Annotated in this window: 12 protein-coding genes and 1 pseudogene; 9 read left to right on the top strand and 4 right to left on the bottom strand. The window is 62.3% G+C overall.

The features are described from left to right. Positions 1-2 precede the first annotated feature (2 nt). Genes LJ655_RS27740 through LJ655_RS27730 form a run of 3 tightly spaced genes read right to left on the bottom strand, consistent with a single transcriptional unit; the run spans position 3 to position 4372 of the window. The gene (locus LJ655_RS27740) at positions 3-2810 is read right to left on the bottom strand and encodes a molybdopterin-dependent oxidoreductase (RefSeq protein ID WP_230564368.1); all 2808 of its coding nucleotides are present in this window, start codon (positions 2808-2810) and stop codon (positions 3-5) included. Further along, positions 2791-3645 (bottom strand): FAD binding domain-containing protein, encoded by an 855-nt coding sequence (locus LJ655_RS27735; protein ID WP_230564367.1) that lies wholly within the window; start codon positions 3643-3645, stop codon positions 2791-2793. Before LJ655_RS27735 ends, LJ655_RS27740 begins: the two co-directional genes overlap by 20 nt. Positions 3646-3694: 49 nt before the next feature. Further along, the gene (locus tag LJ655_RS27730; protein WP_230564366.1) at positions 3695-4372 is read right to left on the bottom strand and encodes a TetR/AcrR family transcriptional regulator; all 678 of its coding nucleotides are present in this window, start codon (positions 4370-4372) and stop codon (positions 3695-3697) included. A gap of 362 nt (positions 4373-4734) precedes the next feature. Between LJ655_RS27730 and LJ655_RS30435 the strand changes: the two are divergent. From LJ655_RS30435 to LJ655_RS27710, 4 genes and pseudogenes are all read left to right on the top strand, one after another. Further along, positions 4735-5292: pseudogene (locus tag LJ655_RS30435) on the top strand (protein kinase domain-containing protein); the annotation flags it as partial. 24 nt (positions 5293-5316) lie between these two features. Then, positions 5317-9810 (top strand): trifunctional serine/threonine-protein kinase/ATP-binding protein/sensor histidine kinase, encoded by a 4494-nt coding sequence (locus LJ655_RS27720; RefSeq protein WP_230564364.1) that lies wholly within the window; start codon positions 5317-5319, stop codon positions 9808-9810. A 373-nt stretch (positions 9811-10183) separates the two neighbouring features. Then, entirely contained in the window at positions 10184-11191 is a 1008-nt protein-coding gene (locus LJ655_RS27715) for an alpha/beta fold hydrolase (RefSeq protein ID WP_230564363.1), read from the top strand. A gap of 87 nt (positions 11192-11278) precedes the next feature. After that, entirely contained in the window at positions 11279-11437 is a 159-nt protein-coding gene (locus tag LJ655_RS27710) for a BON domain-containing protein (RefSeq protein WP_230564362.1), read from the top strand. A gap of 145 nt (positions 11438-11582) precedes the next feature. Here the strand turns inward: LJ655_RS27710 and LJ655_RS27705 are convergent, their stop codons facing one another. Next, complete coding sequence (locus LJ655_RS27705; protein ID WP_230564361.1) at positions 11583-12068, bottom strand: autotransporter domain-containing protein; 486 nt, start codon at positions 12066-12068, stop codon at positions 11583-11585. A gap of 69 nt (positions 12069-12137) precedes the next feature. Here LJ655_RS27705 and LJ655_RS27700 point away from each other — a divergent pair, with 69 nt between their 5' ends. From LJ655_RS27700 to LJ655_RS27680, 5 genes are all read left to right on the top strand, one after another. Next, positions 12138-13196 carry a GGDEF domain-containing protein gene (locus LJ655_RS27700; RefSeq protein WP_230564360.1) on the top strand — a complete coding sequence of 353 codons (1059 nt, stop codon included), beginning with the start codon at positions 12138-12140 and terminating at the stop codon, positions 13194-13196. 450 nt (positions 13197-13646) lie between these two features. Further along, on the top strand, positions 13647-14729 hold the full coding sequence (locus LJ655_RS27695) for an ABC transporter ATP-binding protein (protein ID WP_230564359.1): 1083 nt from the start codon (positions 13647-13649) through the stop codon (positions 14727-14729). Continuing rightward, complete coding sequence (locus LJ655_RS27690; RefSeq protein ID WP_230564358.1) at positions 14719-15645, top strand: carbohydrate ABC transporter permease; 927 nt, start codon at positions 14719-14721, stop codon at positions 15643-15645. Before LJ655_RS27695 ends, LJ655_RS27690 begins: the two co-directional genes overlap by 11 nt. After that, positions 15642-16529 carry a carbohydrate ABC transporter permease gene (locus LJ655_RS27685; RefSeq protein ID WP_230564357.1) on the top strand — a complete coding sequence of 296 codons (888 nt, stop codon included), beginning with the start codon at positions 15642-15644 and terminating at the stop codon, positions 16527-16529. Before LJ655_RS27690 ends, LJ655_RS27685 begins: the two co-directional genes overlap by 4 nt. A 172-nt stretch (positions 16530-16701) precedes the next feature. Continuing rightward, positions 16702-18036 (top strand): extracellular solute-binding protein, encoded by a 1335-nt coding sequence (locus tag LJ655_RS27680; RefSeq protein WP_230564356.1) that lies wholly within the window; start codon positions 16702-16704, stop codon positions 18034-18036. The last annotated feature ends 43 nt before the right edge of the window (positions 18037-18079 follow it).

The raw sequence follows: 18079 nt of genomic DNA, 5'->3' as shown, positions 1-18079 counted from the left end.
ATTCAGGAGTGGCCGTTACGCGAGGCCAGCGCCCGCAGGATGACATCGGGGGAGGCGGGTGCCTCGCGGATCCGTACGCCGATCGCATCATGGATCGCATTCAGGATGGCGGCGGCCGTCGGGACCAACGCCGGTTCGCCGACGCCTTTCGCACCATACGGTCCTACGGCCGTCGGCGCCTCGATAAAAATCGACTGCACCTCCGGCACATCGTGCACGGTCGGGATCAGGTAGTCGCGGAGATTGTTGTACCGCCCTGGATGGTATTTCTCCATCAGCGCCATACCTACGCCCTGAGCCACTGCGCCTTCTATTTGTCCTTCGAGCAGGGTGGGATTGACCATTTTCCCGACATCGTGCGCTGCTATGACCTTCCGCACGCGAACTCGCCCGCTCTGGCAGTCCACTTCGACTTCCGCCATCTGGGCGCCGAACGCGTAGGTAGCGTAAGGGTTGCCGTGCCCGGTTGCATCGAGCTGCGTGACGGGCGGATCGAAGCTTTCCTCGGCAGACAGCACGTAGCCGTGCGCGTCGACCGGCAATTTACCCAGAGCCACGGCGCGGCCATCTATGGCGATACCTTGCGGACCAGCGGTGATCCTCGCATCGTCCGCAGCCCCCACCACGGCCAGCAAGCGGTGGCGCAGCGTCGTTCCGGCGAGCATGGCGGCGCGGCCGGTCACGAAGGTCTGGCGTGAAGCGGAGGTGCGGCCGCAATCCGGGGTCATGGCCGTGTCTGGCCCGATGAACCGCAGGCTGTGGACCGGCACGCCCAGAGCGTCGGCGGCGATTTGCGCTATGACAGTATTGGCTCCCTGTCCCGCATCCACCGCCCCCTGATGCAGAACGATGGTGCCGTCAGGGCGTATGCCGAAACGGACGGTCGAAGGGTTGGTGAGTGCCGTATTACCGCAACCATAGAAGAATGCCGCTATCCCGACGCCAAGGCGAACATGGCTGCGCGATGTCTCGTTCACTGCAGCAACCCGGGCGCGCGCGTCACGCCATGCGGGCCGTAACGCATCGAGGCATGCAACGAGGCCGGCGCTATCGTCGAGCACCTGTCCGGTCGGCAGGGTGTCACCGGGCCGCAAGGCGTTCAATACTCGAAATTCCAGTGGATCGATGCCCACCTTCAGCGCCAGCTCGTCGACAAGCTGCTCCTGGGACATCATCGTTTGCGGCACGCCAAAGCCGCGGAAAGCGCCGGCCGGTGTCACGTGCGTATGAATGGCGCGCGTGCGCGCCAGGTAGTGAGGAATGACGTAGGGGCCACCGGCGTGGACCGGCACCCTGTTGGCAACCGCGGTGCCCCACGAAGCGAATGCACCGGTATTGAAGTCACCATCGAACGTTACCGCGCAAAGCCGGCCATCGGCGTCGGCTGCCATGCTGGATACCATGCGGCCCGGATGGCGCTTGGTCGAAGTGGCCATCGACTCCTCACGCGTCAGGGTCATGGCGACGGGTCTGTCGAGATGCCAGGCTGCGATGGCGAGCAGCGGCTGGACCGTCATGTCGAGTTTGCCGCCGAAGCCGCCGCCAACCGCAGTCGCCACCACCCGCACCTGTTCCGGCGCAACGGCAAGGATGCGCGCGAGATCATCGCGATGTGGATAAGGAGCCTGCGTGGGCGAATGAATTTCGATGGTATCGCCCGTACGCAGCGCCCACCCGGCTTCCGGCTCCAGGTAGGCATGTTCGACGAAACTCGAGTCGAACGTTGTATTCACCACATAACGCGCGTCCTGCATCGCGGTGGCGGCGTCGCCGCGACACACGAGGCCTTCGATCAGCACATTGCCCGGGCGGCGAGGGTGAAGTTGCGGGCTTGCATCCCGCATCGCGTCCGTTATGGAAAGAACCGGTGTCAGCGGCTCCCATGTCACGGGAAAGCCATCCATCTCAAGTGCTGCGATCGTGTCGCGCTCGCCCACCACTAGCGCGACCGCCTCGAGATAGTGCCGCGCCTCCGACTCCGGCAGCACGGGCTGATCGGCATAAGGCGTTGCTACGCCATGCAGATTGATACCCGGCACATCGGCATGGGTCAAGACGCGATGGACGCCCGGGTGGGCGTCGACGAACGCCGCGAGGTCGCCGAACGCGAAACGTGCGCGATGATGCGGGCAGCGGACTGCCCGCACGAGCAGGCTATGGGCCGGGTAGCCGTCGGCGCCAAAATGCTGGGTTCCATCGACCTTTTCGGCACCGTCCAGGCGTGTCAACGGCACGCCGACGGACGGCCCTTCGGCGGGCGCGGCCGTACAACGCCGCGCGGCGCCGCCGCACCCCACCTCGGTTACGGCATCGACGATCTTCTGGTAGCCCGTGCAGCGGCAGAGCACGCCATCGATGGCGGCGCGCGCGCTAGCGCGGTCGGTTACCCGTCCAGCGTCGATTGCTGCAGCCGCGGCGGTTAGCATGCCCGGCGTGCAAAAACCGCATTGCACCGCCTGATGGGCAAGAAATGCCTGCTTCAGACGATGACCGCATTCCGTGTTCCCGGCTAGTCCTTCGATGGTGACGACACGCTGTCCCTCGACCTGCGAGACGGGAATCAGGCAGGCATAGCGCACTTCGCCATCGACAAGCACCGTGCAACTCCCGCAGTCGCCTTGCCCGCAACCTTCCTTGGTGCCGAACTGACGCAGGTCCGCACGCAGATAATCGAGCAGGCGCTTCGAACGGTCGGCAGGGATCGGCACTTGCGAACCATTGAGTTCGAAGCAATCCTGGTCCGGCGATATTGCCACCTGCGCGCCCCGCGCCGCCGTGGCATCGCGATCATCAGGCAGTTGATACGCCACGGTCGGTCTCCTTGATGCAGTGGCTAAAAGCCCGCCCGATGGCCAGCCGCGCGAGGTGAATGCGATGGGCAGCCGGGGCCCGGCAATCGTCGATGGGGGTGAGCTCTACAAGTGACGCTTCTTCGATCGCGCGGGCCAACCCGGCCCGCCGCTGGCCTTGCATCGCCGCCTCCAGCTCACGCATCCTAAGCGCGGTTTCCGATACTCCGCCTACACTTATCGCGACCGCGTCCATGGTGTCCTCCCCCGACATGCGCAGACGCACGGCAGCCGAAACGACGGCGATCGCGGCGCCATCGCGATTCGTACATTTTATGAACGCCGTGCGATCCTGCGCGCGCGGAAGCGCGAACCAAACGGCAACCAGCAATTCGTCTGCGTGCAGAGAGGTGCGGCGGCGGCCCAGCAGGAACTCGGTCAATGGCAACCGGCGCACGCCGCGCGTGCTCGCCAGCTCGACGTGTGCATCGAGCGCCAGAAGCGGCGGCACGCCGTCGGCCACCGGCGACGCATGGCACAGGTTGCCGCCGATGCTGCCCTGAACGCGGATCTGCCGGGAGCCGACGGAAGCCGCCGCTTCCCTGAGCGCGGTGGGTAACCACTCGGTCGCGGCGATGGCCTCCCAAGTAGTTGCGGAGCCAATGCGAGCCATGCCGTCACGACGTTCGATGGCGCGCAATGCGTCGACGCGGCTAATGTCCACCCATTCATATTTGGCCGGTAGTAGCGCCGGGTCGGCAAACAGATCAGTGGCACCGCAAATCACGCGCGGCGGTGGTCGCTCCGCGAGCCGACCTAGCACTTCGTCAACAGTACGAGCACGAAAATAGTTCATGGCAAGGGAGCAAGGACTGGCTGACGGCGTGCGAGTGCCAACGACCTGCTCAACTGGAGGCGGGCACGTCGGCCCGCACAACACGCTGCACGCTGTCTATCACGAATTCTTCCCAGTGATGCACCGCTTCCTCGGCATCCAGATCCTCACCGAGGAATACGGATAACGTATAACGGTTAGACGTATAAAAATAGGCAGTCGAAGCGATCAGGAGGAACATGTCGCGCGCGTTCAGATCCTTGCGGAACAGGCCCTGCTCGGCACCGCTCGCAAGGACCTTTTCAATGATCTGAATGGTATGCGACGAATATTCGCCCTTGCGTTCCAACTTGGATACGTGCCTGCCCCTGTGCAGGTTCTCCGAGTTAAGCAGCGTCATGAATTCGGGGTTGCGCCAATAGTAGCGCAGCTTGAAGCGGATAACGGAGTTGAGCGCTTCCACGGGATCTGAAGGATCGGCTACGACCCGGATCTCCGCCTCGTCCATCCGCCGATAGATGTCTTCGAGAACGGCGATGAATAGACCTTCTTTGCTCCCGTAGTAGTAGTAGATCATCCGGTCATAGGATTTCGCGAGCTTGGAGATCTTGTCCACACTGCCGCCGTCATAGCCGTAGCGCGCAAAAACCTTGGTTGCTGCGCGAAGAATCTTGTCACGGGTTTCCTGCGCGGCTGCCTCTCGCACACCTGTGCCGCGCACAGCCTTCTTTGTTGCTGACCTGCTCATACGCTTCCTGTGGCGACGCCGCCAAAAATGCTTCTGAAGAATCCCGGTAAAGAGGACTTCATGTGGTGAGCACTACATGAATGGCGATCATACAGCGGTCTCGCGTCGACTACAAGAAACAAAAAATTATCCTTTTAAATTCAGAGAGATAAGTGTTTTTGGTTCTCTGGGCCATTCCGCTTCACCGCGAGCGTGCAGCATAAATTAATTTTACTTGAAGGAGGAATGTGCTAACGTTCATTCATGGAACGATGACTACATGAAATGGTGGCTCGCAGCCTGCTGCGCCACGCTTTACGTCCGATGCCACACAGAGCCCGGGGAGGTTCCGGTGCTTTCCCCGTGGCCGCCCACTCATCAGGATGACCGACATGCTGCCTCCACCGGAGTCGCTCTGCGCGCTGCGCCACAGCGAGATGCGTTTCGCGTCTTGCAAACGGGAACCGTCCGTCGATCCGGAAAACGTGCTCGCGGCGACGTTATCCGTTCCGGCGGCCTTGCCATTGGTCGACGTCCTCCGGGCGACCAGAACGCTAAAGGTCTTCCTCCGCACGACAATCGCAATTACCGAGGCGATTTGTTCGATGCACGAAGCGGGTGGCGTCCACCGGTCGCTCAGCCCTTCACGCATCCGGATCTCGCCCGATGGGCGTATCGCTCATGTCGACACGGTGCCGCGGAGCAGCAGCAATCCCGGCGAGCTCGAATGGGACGACGAGAGCTTCCGGTACATGGCGCCCGAAATCGGCGTGCGCATGAATCGCCGTATCGACGAGCGCGCGGATCTTTACTCCCTCGGGTGCATCTTTTACGAAATGATCACCGGGATTGCACCATTCGATTCCAGTGATTTTGCCGCGCTGATTCATGCGCACGCTTCCCATGTCCCCCGGCCACCGGCGGAGGTGTCGCCGCACGTGCCATCGGTGGTTTCGCGGATCGTCATGAAGCTGATGGAGAAGGCGCCGGAGCACCGCTACAGGAATGCGCGCAGTCTCCTTGCCGACCTTAAACATTGCGAGTCGCTATTGGAGAGTCGAGGTAAGGTGACGCCGTTCACGCTCGACTCGCGCTCGAAGCATGACCGGTTAAAGCGGATCGCGCACGTGCCGGGTCGCGACGAAGAAGTTCGCCGGCTTGTCGGGTTGTACCGGACAGTCGCCGATACGGGGCGAGCAAAGGCCGCATGGGTCGAGGGTGTGTCGGGAATCGGAAAGTCGACACTGATCGCCCGCGCCATTGCATGCATTCGCGACACGAGCGAAGCGCTGATGGCGTTCGGAAAAGGCGTAGAAGCGAAGCGCACTGCGCCTTACGCCGTGCTGGTCGATGCCGTCGAACCGCTGCTGCAATTCGTACTCGGTCGCCCCGAAAAGGAGTTCGCACAATGGCGCCAAAAGATAAGAGACGCAATTGGCCCAGCCTCGCAAACGATCGCCACGTTGTTGCCGGCGGTCGGCGCACTGTTGGGCGATTCGTCCGGTGCCCCGCAGCCGCACGAAATATCGCCTTCTGCAGAACGGGAACGCGTGCTGCACGCCGTTGCCCGTCTGATTGCGTCGTTCGCGAGTGCCGGACGGCCGCTCGTGCTGGTGCTCGATGATCTTCAGTGGGCGGACGCCGCAACGCTTCAGGTGCTCGAACGCCTGCTGCGCCAGGAAGACGACATCGGACTCCTGTTTATCGGTGCATTCCGCTCAGATGAGGTTCTCTGCGAACATCCATTGCGCTCGATGCTGATCGACGCCGAGCACGCGGTGTCGATCGAACTGGGCCCGCTGCATCCCGATTCCGTGCTCGAGTACCTGACACTTGCGCTTGGCGAGGATGCAGCGGTCGTCCGCCCTCTCGCGCAGGAGATTTACCGAAAGACGGGAGGCAGCCCGATCTTCGTGCAAAGCCTGCTGCAGGCGTTGATCGCGGACGATCTGCTCACGTACCAGATGGAAACGTCGCGCTGGCAATGGAGCGTGCAGGAGATCGCCCAACATCGGGCGTTCGCGGACGTAGCGTCGCTGCTTGCACACGGACTGCTTCAGTTGCCGATCGACACATTGTCGGCAATGCAGGTGCTCGCCTGCCTCGGACGCCGCGCATCGACTCAAACGCTGTCGTGCGCGTCCGGCATAGCAGAGGACGCGATCGTGCATGCGTTGAGCGCTGCGGTAATTGCCGGCTACGTCAGCTACGGGCAAGGTGAAGGGGAGCACGAATGGTCCGGCGAAGGGTCTCCGGACCGGTTGAGCGATTGGTTCTTCACGCACGACCGGGTCTGCGAAGCGGCCTATGCAGCGATGACCGTGCAAGAACGGGCGCAGAGGCACCTCGACATCGTGCGTCGGCTGCTCGCCGCATCCTTCGACGGGTACGAGGTGTTTTATCTGGCGGCGCAGGCGAATCTTGCACGAATGGCGGCACTCGATCGTAACGAGCGGCACGTGTTCTCGCGTCTGAATCACGAGGCCGGTCTTCGGGCGAAGAAGGCGATGGCGCACGATACGGCGCTCGACTGTTTCCGCGCGGCGCTCGCCTTTGCGGACGGCGATAGCGACCAGGACCACGCCGATTACGTCCGGAATCTGCGACGGCTGTGCGGCGAAGCGGAGTTCATGACGGGTGCGCTGGAGCAGGCCGAGTCGCGTCTTGCCGCGCTGTCCACGCAAGCCGGCAGCGGCATGTTTGGTGCGGATGTGGCGCGCCTTCGTTCGGCGCTCTATACGGCACTCGGCCGCTTCGACCTTGCGTTGAATGTCGGCCTCGATTTTCTTGGTCAGTCCGGCATCGAGATTCCGAGGCTGCCGTCTGAGGCGGACGTACACGCCGAATACGCGCGCCTAAGTGCATGGCTGGACGAGCACGGAATGGAAGCCCTGCGCAATCTGCCCGTTGCGGCTGATCCGTTGCATCGCGCGATCACCGATATTTTCGCGGACATCATTCCGCCAGCGTTGTACACGAACCAGAATCTGGTGGATTTCATTCTGCTCAGAGCGACGCTGATTGCTTGCCAGTTTGGCCTCTCCGATGCGTCCGCTGACGTTTTTGTCTGCATGAATCAGGTATTAGGGGAGCGCTACGGGGATTACCGCACATCGAGGCAATTCGGCGAACTGGCCTTGCATCTTGTCGACGCCCGAGGCCTCGATCGTCATAAAGGCCGGGTCTATCTCTCGTTCGGCGCCTTGTATGTCCCATGGATCAAGCCGGCGCGGGAGGCCCGTGACTACCTGAAGCAGGCGTTTGACATCACCACGCAGACGGGCGATCACACCTTCACGGTTTACTGCAGCGCGAACGAAGCGAACGTCATGTTGTTCGCTGGAGAGAGCCTCGATGACGTTCGCGAGGTCGCGACGCAAGGGCTGACTATCGCACGGGCTGCCAATTTTCAGCTGGTGATCGAGGCGTTGCTTGCGCAATGGCAATTGCTGTCGAGGTTGCAGGACTTGCCGGCGAGCGAATCGCTTCCCGCCCAGCCCGCGACCGGCGCACCCGCTACGCTCGTGGATGTCTGGCAATGGGTCTATCGTCTCGAAGCGGCATTGATTTTCGGTGACATCGAAGAGGCGCTGCGCTGCCAGGCGCACGCGGAGTCGATCGCCGAATACTCGCGCTCGTTCGCCGACAGTGGGGACCTGCCGTTCTACGGCGCGCTCGCGCTGCTCTCCATCGACGCACGCACTGCGGCGCAGGAAGCGACGCTTCAGCGTTACGTGGGGCGGCTGCAACGCTGGGCGCAGGTGTGTCACGAGAATTTTTCGGCGAGGTACGCACTGGTTTGCGCCGAGGTGGCGCGTGAAGCAGGGCGTCGTAACGATGCCAGCGACGGCTATGCGCGCGCCGTCAAGCTCGCGCAGCAGTGGCGTTTCCCGCAAGTGGAAGCGCTCGCTGCCGAATTCGCCACGCGTTTTCATCTGCGGATCGATCACAAACTGCCGGCGCAGGCATATGCACGATGCGCACGCGCTGCATGGCAGCGCTGGGGGGCAACGGCCAAGGTCCGCCAGTTCCAGGCCGCGTATGCGTCACTGCTGCAGGACGAGGCGCAATCCGGCCAGGGCGGCGTTCCACCGGCACGCACGCTTCAGGCACTCGATGCACGCGCGGTGCTGCACATCGCGAACGCGCTCGCCAGCGACATCGTTCCCGCGCGTCTGGCAGAGACGCTATTGCGTACCGCGCTCGAAAATGCCGGCGCGGACCAGGGCACCCTGGTAGTACGGCGTGGCGAAATGTGGTCGGTCTCCGCGCGAGCCAGCGTGCGTAGCGGTGCCATCGGCGTGAGTCACGCGTCTGCGCCGTACGATTCGGATGTGCTGCCGGTCACGCTGTTGACGGTCGTTGCGCGCACCCGGGAAGCCGTCGTACTCGACGATGCGAGGGAATCTCGCGCTTACGCCCATGACGATTACATCCGCAAAGTTCGCCCGCTGTCGGTCGTGTGCGTGCCGTTGATGCGTCATTCCGAGCTGGTTGGGCTTCTATATCTCGAAAACAACCTCGTGGCCGGGATGTTCACGCCGGCGAAGGCTGCGGTACTCGAAGTCATCGCGTCCCAAGCGGCGTTTGCGCTGGAAAACGCGAGGCTTTATGACGAGCTTCTCGAACTGAACGAGAAGCGCGCCCGCGCCGAAGAGCAATTGCGCCATGCCCATGCGAGTCTCGCCCGTGCCATTCGCCTGAAGGCGATGGGGGAACTCGCCGCGTCGATTGTTCATGAGGTCGGCCAGCCTCTGGCATCCCTCGACGCGTCGGCCAGCGCCGCGCTGCGCTGGCTCGACAGGACCCCGCCGGAAATCGGCGAAGCGCGTGCAATGGTCACGCTTATTTCGCGATCCGCGGTCCGCGCGCGTACGATCATCCAGTCACTGCGCGACAAGGCAAGAAACGCCGAGCCGCAGTTTTCGACCGTCGACCTGGCGGATACGTTGCGCGAGGCGATCTCATTGTCGTCCGGACAACTGGAGGCCGCGGGTATTACGCTGCGCACCCACGGCATGGACGAGCCACTGTACGTTCTCGGCGATCGCGTGCAACTGCAACAGGTGGTTATCAATCTGCTGAGCAACGGTGCTGAGGCGATGCAGGAAATCGACGCGATGGAGCGCGTGCTCATGCTGTCATGTGAGCCGGACGAACGCACAGATGGATGCGCAGAAATACGCGTGATCGTGGAAGACACCGGATGCGGGATCGATCCCGCGATTGCGGAGCGGCTACCCGAACCGCTTTTTACGACGAAGGCGACCGGCATGGGGATGGGGCTTGCGATTTCCACGTCGATCGTCGAGGCCCATGGCGGCACTTTGCACCTGTCGCCGCGCGACGGTGGCGGCACCCGCGCTACGTTCACACTGCCGCTGCCATCGGCCAGCCATGTAGCGGAACGCGGCGCGACGGATAGCTCGCCGGGCCATCCGGAAAAATCCCGTTACTGATAGGGCTTTTACATGGCTGAAGTGCAAAGCGCTCGGCCATATCGCGCCATTTGCACGCCGCGTTAGATGAACCATGGCGTGCATGTCTGAAATTCCTCGAAAGATTCCAGCATTGCCACTTCCGCGGGGCCCAAGGAAAAATCTGCGCAGCGTACCCAGGTAATACTCGATGAACCGGGCTCTCTGGCGAATAAACGAACGTATGTATCGCGTCTACGCCCGTATGACTGCGAGCGCCGAAGGTCTGATAGAGCGGGCATTGGCAAACGAATAAGCTTCGACACGACGGTTCGACCACGATCGTTTCCAATCCAACTCAATACCTAACGTGATCGCCCGCCCGCGCGCGGCGATGCAACGACGGAGATCCAGTATGAACACTCAGCAAATCGATTCGACCAGGCCTTCGGCGTCGCGCCGCAGGCTGCTTTCGGCAAGTGCGGGCATGGCCGGCGCCGTGGCCGCGGTCGCCGCCGCGTCCAGCGTGTCAAGCGTGTCCGCAAATGCGGCGACGGCGGGCGTCACGGCGTCCACGAGCAGCACCTCGCATCATCACGGCGGCAGTTACGTGAGCGCGAAGGACGGCACGCAGATCTTCTTCAAGGACTGGGGCACGGGCGAGCCGGTCGTCTTCTCGCACGGCTGGCCGCTCTCGGCTGACGCGTGGGACGCGCAGATGCTCTTCCTCGTGAATCGGGGCTACCGGGTGATCGCGCACGACCGCCGTGGCCATGGCCGTTCGGGCCAGCCGTCCGTGGGCAACGACATGGACACCTACGCCGACGATCTCGCGGCTGTGCTCGACGCGCTCGACGTGAGGGGCGCGATGCTCGTGGGCCATTCCACGGGCGGAGGCGAAGTGGCGCATTACATTGGCCGACACGGCGAGAAGCGTGTGGCGAAGGCTGTGCTCATCGGCGCGGTGCCGCCTCAGATGGTGAAGTCTGCGAACAATCCGGAGGGTCTGCCGATGTCGGTCTTCGACGGTATCCGCGCGGGCGTGGCGGCGAACCGCTCGCAGTTCTATCTGGACCTGACCACGCCGTTCTACGGCTTCAACCGCCCCGATGCAAAAGTCTCGCAGGGTCTCGTGCAGGACTTCTGGCGCCAGGGCATGGCCGGTTCGATCAAAGGCCAGTACGAGTGCATCAGGCAGTTCTCTGAAGTCGACTACACCGACGACCTCAAGAAGATCAGTGTGCCCACGCTGATCCTGCACGGCGACGACGACCAGATCGTGCCGATCGACGATTCGGCGAAGCTCTCGGCGAAGATCGTGAGGAACGCGACGCTCAAGGTCTACAAGGGCGCGCCGCATGGCATGTGCAGCACGCACGTCGATCAGGTCAATGCCGACCTGCTCGGGTTCCTCAAGTCCTGAGCCCATAAATCAGGTTTTCAATTCGCCGCGGATCGCCAGCTTGCTGCTAACGTGCGCAAGGCGTTGGTGAAAGCGGGTGGCGTGAATATGTCGCCCGTCTTGGTACTCGCAAACGCGGGGGCTGTGACGCTCATCGGTGCTGTTCCCGATGAGGCGCAGATCGATATCGCGCAGCAGCACGCACAGGCGGTTGCTGGTGTGAGTTCGGTAGCGAGCCGGCTGACGCTCGCAACAGCGGGGCGGTAACGTTGCAGATTGGCGCGGACGCGGGCGGCGTCCGCTAGTCGCGTGGTTGCGGTGAAGTAGACCACCGTTACATCAAATCGCGGGTGAACGGGATAGCAAAAATCTTGAGTCAATGCGTCCCCCGCGCCGTCGTCCAGATCTTGGTTCATACCTGGCTCACCATTTCCCCCTGCGCTTCGGCGAGCACTCCGTGGTCGTGCTCGCGGGCGCCTTCGTCGGCGGCAAATCGCACGTAGAAGGTTGAAAGCCGCGTCCGGCGCCAATTTGCGCCTAGAGTAAGCCGCGCCGTATCGCGGCTCGTGGGCGAGCCAAACACCTGCCAGGTCGCATCGGGGGCGTTCACAAACGCCGCGGCAAACGATTGCGACGCGCTGCCGAAGCGGTGCTCCCAAGCAACCCCCCATCCGCCAGTCGAGCGTGCGCCCGAAATGGGTCCCGCATTGCTGTTTGCCGCCGCGTAGCTGAGATCGATGCCGCCGCCATCATGCTCGGCAAAGCCCGGTTGCATGTAGTGGCCCGCTCGCATGCCTGCATGGAACAGCCAGGTGCCCGAGGCAAGCGGCAGACTCAGTCCCGATTCCAGATAGGCCGCAAGAGTCGGATCTGTCGTCCGACAAGGCGCAGAAAGCATCTAAAGAATTCGGAACGTCGTTTACACTCCCGGTCGGACACACTACAGAATCTCGAGCAAGGAGTTGGCATGGACGAGACGGATAGCTTTTCGTCTCCCGGAGAAGCGTTTCTAAAGGGACTTTCGGGGCAACCGGAGAAAGAGCAGGCGGTACTGCGTGTTTTTCTTGGCTCCTTGGTGGTCGTCGCCTATCTGGCCGTGTGGGTCGGCCATCGTTCCAGCGATGTCTACGCGACGCTTCTTGTGGTCGCCGCCTATGTGCTGTTCGGCATCGCGACGTGGGTGGCCGCGACAGTCGCGGTGACGCGCGCTCCGATGCGGCTACTCCTGACGACTTTCGCCGACCAGGCCCTGATCATGGCAGCGTTGGCTGTGGGGGGGACGGCCGCGCTTCCAATGTTGTGGGTCGTCTTCTGGTTTCTGACCGGGGCAGGCTGCCGGTATGGCCATCGCATGCTGGCAGTGTCCTGTTGCGCAGCGCTCATCGGTCTCGCGGGCCTGATGCATTGGCAGCCCTGGTGGCGTGCGAACGTCACCGCCGGCCTCGGCGTCGCATTTAGCGTGGTGGCGATGTCGCTCTATCTGGCCGTTCTCGTGCATCGGCTGGAGCGACAGGCGGCGACCGATCCGCTGACTGGACTTTTCAACCGGCTGCGACTCGAGCAGGCCATCCTACGGACGCTGTCGGCGGCCGCCGACGACGCAGGCACGACCGCCATCCTGCTCATCGATCTGGACGGCTTCAAGAAAGTGAACGACTCTTTCGGCCACGCAGTCGGTGACGAACTGCTGCGCAGCTTCGCCAAAGCGCTGGAGCGCCGGATGCGCCCCGGAGATACGCTCGCTCGCCTGGGCGGTGACGAATTCGTCGTCCTGGCTCGTCGCGTCCACGGCAAGCAGGACGCACTTGCCATAGCCGACCGCGTTCATGCGATCTTCAGCGATCTTGATAACGTGGCCGGCTATCCGGTCGCTGTGTCGTGCAGCATCGGCATATGTATGGTCCCGAAAGCCGCGGGCAGCCCACGCTCTGACGTGCGGACATTGATGCGCGCCGTCGACAGCGCCATGTATCGAGCGAAAGGCCGTGGCTTGGGGAAGACCGAGTTCGTCGACAATGAGGCATAGTCGCTGGGGACATCGCCCGCGCCTGGAGTTGCGCGCTTCAGGTGCCCGCAGTCGTCGCTCCCTGGGTTTGTAGTCCGGGTCATTGACGCCGCGCGGCCTTGTTTTCGCTGGGGCTGCAGCGCCGGCAACTTTCGACATTCGGCTCGGCCAACTTCCTACTCTTCATTGCCCTCGTTCCTCAAGTGTTTGGGTCGTAACTCCACTTGGGGAGATTGATGCCGTTCGGTCATGAGCGCAGCTTTCACTTTATGTGCAATCGACACTCTCGCCTGAATTACGAGTCTGCCGTGCAATTCAGTTCGCATTCCCCAATACCCGAATCCGAATACGTCAATACCGAAATCGGGATTGGACGGGTAAAACAAATCGGCATTACTATATTTTCATAATATCAAAGCAGACAAATACAGACAGAGACGGCAGTTCCGGGACATAACCCAAGGAGGCACGGTGACGGGCATTCAGCTCAACGGCGTGACGAAGCGGTATGGCGAGACGGAAGTGATCACTGGTCTCGACCTCAATATCCACGAGGGCGAATTCCTCGTCTTTCTAGGTCCATCCGGTTGCGGTAAGTCGACGCTGCTGCGCATGATCGCCGGGCTGGAGGGTGTCAGCGAAGGGCAGATCAGCATCGGTGGCCGCGAGGTTACCCATCTGCCGCCAGCCAGGCGCGATGTCGCAATGGTGTTCCAGCACTACGCGCTCTATCCGCACATGACGGTCTACGACAACATGGCGTTCGGATTGCGCAACTCGGGTGTCGTCGCGAGCGAGATCGACCGGCGCATTACCGAGGCCGCCCGTATGCTCGAACTCGATCCACTGCTCAAGCGCCGCCCCGCGCAATTGTCGGGCGGTCAGCGTCAGCGTGTCGCGATCGGCCGCGCCGTGGTCAAGGAACCGCAAGCGTTTTTGTTCGACGAGCCGTTGTCGAACCTCGATGCGGCGTTGCGCACCCGCACCCGGGTCGAATTGGCGCGCATCCATCGGCGCCTCACGTCGACCATGGTGTTCGTCACGCACGATCAGATCGAAGCAATGACGCTCGCCACGCGCATCGTGGTGATGAACCGCGGGCGCATCGAGCAAATCGGCGCGCCGCTCGATATCTACCGGCGTCCGGCCACGCGCTTCGTGGCCGGCTTCATCGGCGCACCGGCAATGAACTTCATCGATGTCGAACCCGCGGGCGAAAACGGCGGCCGTTTGCTCGTGCGCCTGCCGGTCGACAATGTCGTGATTCCGACCTCGATCGCGGCCGACAGATTGCCGCCGGGCCAGCTCACGCTCGGCATCCGCGCCGAGCATGTGGTGATCGACACCGCAGGTGCGCTCAACGGCCGCGCCGAATTCATCGAGCGCCTCGGCGATCGTTCGCTGGCGCACGTGAGTCTGGCCAGCAATCAGATGGTTGTGATCGAGATTCCGCGCGAGTACGAATTGCAGCCCGGCGAACCGCTGCGTATGAGCCTCGACGCCGCCCATCTGCACCTGTTCGACGCCAACGGGGCCGCGCATCATGGCGGCTGAGCGCCCGCTGGCGGGCGGTTTGCCGAAAGCGCGGCAACGCCGTTTCAACTATCCCCTCGCGTCCTGGTCGAACGGGCTGTTCGTATTGCCGTTCGTGGTCGTCTACGTGCTGTTGCTGGTCGTGCCGCTCGCGTACGGCTGGTGGCTGAGCCTGCAGAACGTCGATCTGCTCGCCGGCACCACCGAGTTCATCGGCCTGAGGAACTACGTCGACCTCGCGTCAGATCCGATCTTTCGCGGCGCAGTGCGCAACACGTTCTACTTCGTGTTCATGACCGTGCCGATGTTCGTCGCGCTCGGTCTTGCGCTCGCGCTCGTGCTCAACCGGCCAGGCCGATTCTGCGCGGCGCTGCGCGCGATCTTCTTCGGTTCGTCGGTGCTGTCGGTGACGATCGTCACGCTCGTCTGGAAGCTGGTGTTGATGCCGGGCCGCGGACTGCTCGCCGATGTCAGCCACGCGTTGAACATCCCCGAGTTCGTGCCGCTCGTCCATGAAGCCACGGCGCTGCCGATGATCGCGATCGTTACCGTATGGTGGATCGTCGGTCTGCCGATGATGCTGTTTCTTGCCGCGCTTCAGCAGATCCCGCAGGAGTTGTACGAAGCGGCCGCGCTCGATAACGCAAACCGTTGGCGCACGTTCGTATCGATCACGTTGCCGTCGATCCGGCGCACTGTCGCGCTGGTTGCGGTGATCGAAGCGGTGTTCCAGTTCCAGCTGTTTGGTCAGGCGCAACTGCTGACCGACGGTGGCCCGAACAACGCTTCGCGACCACTTGTCCAGTTCATTTACGAATCCGGCTTTCGCCAATGGTTGTTCGGCTATTCGGCTGCCGCGGCCCAGGTGCTGTTCGCGCTGATGCTGCTAGGTATCGCCGTGCAGGCATGGATCGTACGCAGAAAGGATCCCGCATGAGTACCGCCGCACTGGAGTCCACTTCGCGTCCCCCCGGCCCCGAACGCACGCGCGGGTCATTGACCGGCCGTCTCGGCGAGCGCGTGATGCTCGGCGCCGTGGTGCTGCTCGCGCTCGTCTGGATCGCGCCGCTGGTCTGGGTGTTCGCGTTGTCGTTCAAACCGAACGCTTTCCTGGAGCAGCATACCGATGTGCTGTTCTCGGCGCCGTTCACGCTGCAGAACTACACCAGCATCATCGGCACGTCCGCTGTAGGAGGCTGGCTGATCAACAGCGTGATCGTCGCGCTGGGCCAGACCTTGCTGACGCTCGTCATCGCGTCGCTGGCGGGCTACGGCTTCGCACGCACGACCTTTCCGGGCAAGCGCTGGCTGTACGTGATCTGCCTCGCGGGGCTCGCGGTTCCCGAGCAGGCGCTTGTGATTCCGCTGCATGGCATCTTCGCTTCGCTCGACTGGCACAACACCTACGGCGCACTGATCATGCCGCGGCTCGCGTCACCGTTCGGCGTGTACCTGATGACGCAGTACTTCAAGGCCGTGCCCGTCGACATCGAGGAAGCCGCGCTGCTCGACCACGCGTCGCGCTTCAAGGTGTTCTGGCGCATCGTGTTGCCGCTGTCGATGCCGGCCCAGGCGACGCTCGCGATCTTCACCTTCCTCAGCGCCTGGAACGACTACCTCTGGCCGCTCGTGTCGGCCTCGAAGCCGGAGATGTATACGTTGACGATCGGCCTCGCGTCCACGCAAGGCAATTTCGCGCAATCCGAGGGTATCGGCTATCTGATGGCGCAAGCTGTTTTCGCCGGCCTGCCGATTTTCGTGCTGTATCTGTTTTTCCAGAAGTACATCGTGGCCGCCGTGGCTGGCACCACGGTGCGATGAATTGAATCGCCGCCACACCGATGTTTCACGGCATCGGCGCCATGTTGGGAAGAACCGGTCAAGACGTTGACCAATAAGGGTGCGGGTGCTGAAGCACTAACTCCCATCGACATCGTTTGATGGGATGGGAGTAGGTGCTAAACACTAACTCCCATCGACATCGGAGACAATCATGAAAAGATCGCTCGTACGCGGTGCGCTTTCGCTTGCCTTGCTGGGTCTGGCGGTCGGCCTCACAGCGCCGGCCCACGCCAAAACCGAAATAACATTGTCGCGCTTTTTCGGCGCCTGCGACGCTGAATACGGCAATGTGAATGACGTGAACAAGGCCACGGGGGAGTGCGGAATCATCACGACGCTGGTCAATCAGTTCAATGCGACGAACAAGGAAGACATCGTCGTCAAGCCGCAGATCATTGAATGGGGTCCGTACTATACGCAGATCGACGCGCGCATTCTGAGTCACGACGTGCCGACGATTTCGGTCATGCACGAAGCGGTAATCGGCGACTATGTGAAGCGCAAGCTCGTCGAACCGCTTGACGACGGCTTCAGATCGGTGGGGATCGATACAAAGGACTTCACGGGCCACGCGCGTCGCGGTGTCACGTTCGACGACAAAACCTATGCATTGCCGTTCGATACGCATTCGTGGCTTTGGCACATCAACATCAATCTGTTCAGAAAAGCGGGTCTCATCGACGCGAGCGGCAAGCCGATCCTGCCAACCACGCCTGACGAACTGCTCAAACAGGCGAAGCAGTTCAAGGACAAGACCGGCCTGCCGTATCTCGCCATGCCGATCGCCAACGAGAGCGCCGCGCAGACCCGCTCGCTGTACACGATGGTCTATCAGCAGAACGGCACGCTCTTTCCGTCAGGCCCGACAAAAATCGATCCGCGCGTCCCGCCCGTTACCAATGCACTGCAATTGCTGGATGGGCTGATGAAGGCGGGCGACATCACGCCGAACCTCGACTACGGCGCAGCGAATCAGGCGTTCATGAACGGCAACGCGGGCGTGCTGATCTGCGGCACATGGGTGATCGAGGACCTGACCAACCTGGCGAAGAAAACGGGTTCGCCTCTTGCCAACAATGGTTACGAGGTCGTGCCGTTCCCCAACCTGTTCCAGAAGAAGGCGGTGTGGGCCGATGGCCACTCATGGGTGATGCTCAAGGGCGGCGCCAAGGATGAAAAGAGCCGCCATGCCGCGTTCGTGTTCCTCAAGTTCCTCTATGACCACGACGCCGACTGGGCCCGCACCGGGCATCTGCCGGCCCGCCAGTCGGTGATCGATAGTGCGGCGTTCAACGCATTGCCGCACCGGGCGGAGATCAAGGAGATCTCGTCCACCGGCTATGCGCTGCCGAACACGGTGCCGCGTCAGTTCGCGATTCAGGAAATCGTCGGCAGCGAGGTCAGCAATATGTTGACCTCAGGCAAGCCGATTGCCGCAGTCGAGCAAGACGCGCAAGACCGTGTCAACAAGCTGTTGTCGAGGTAGTGGCCGCGCGGTTGGCGCAAACTCGACCGAATTCGATCGAAAC

It is taken from the genome of Paraburkholderia translucens, assembly GCF_020881035.1.
GTDB classification, from domain to species: Bacteria; Pseudomonadota; Gammaproteobacteria; order Burkholderiales; family Burkholderiaceae; genus Paraburkholderia; species Paraburkholderia translucens.
The sequence above is the reverse complement of the archived record's forward strand: the minus strand, read 5'-3'. Positions and strand labels throughout refer to the sequence as shown.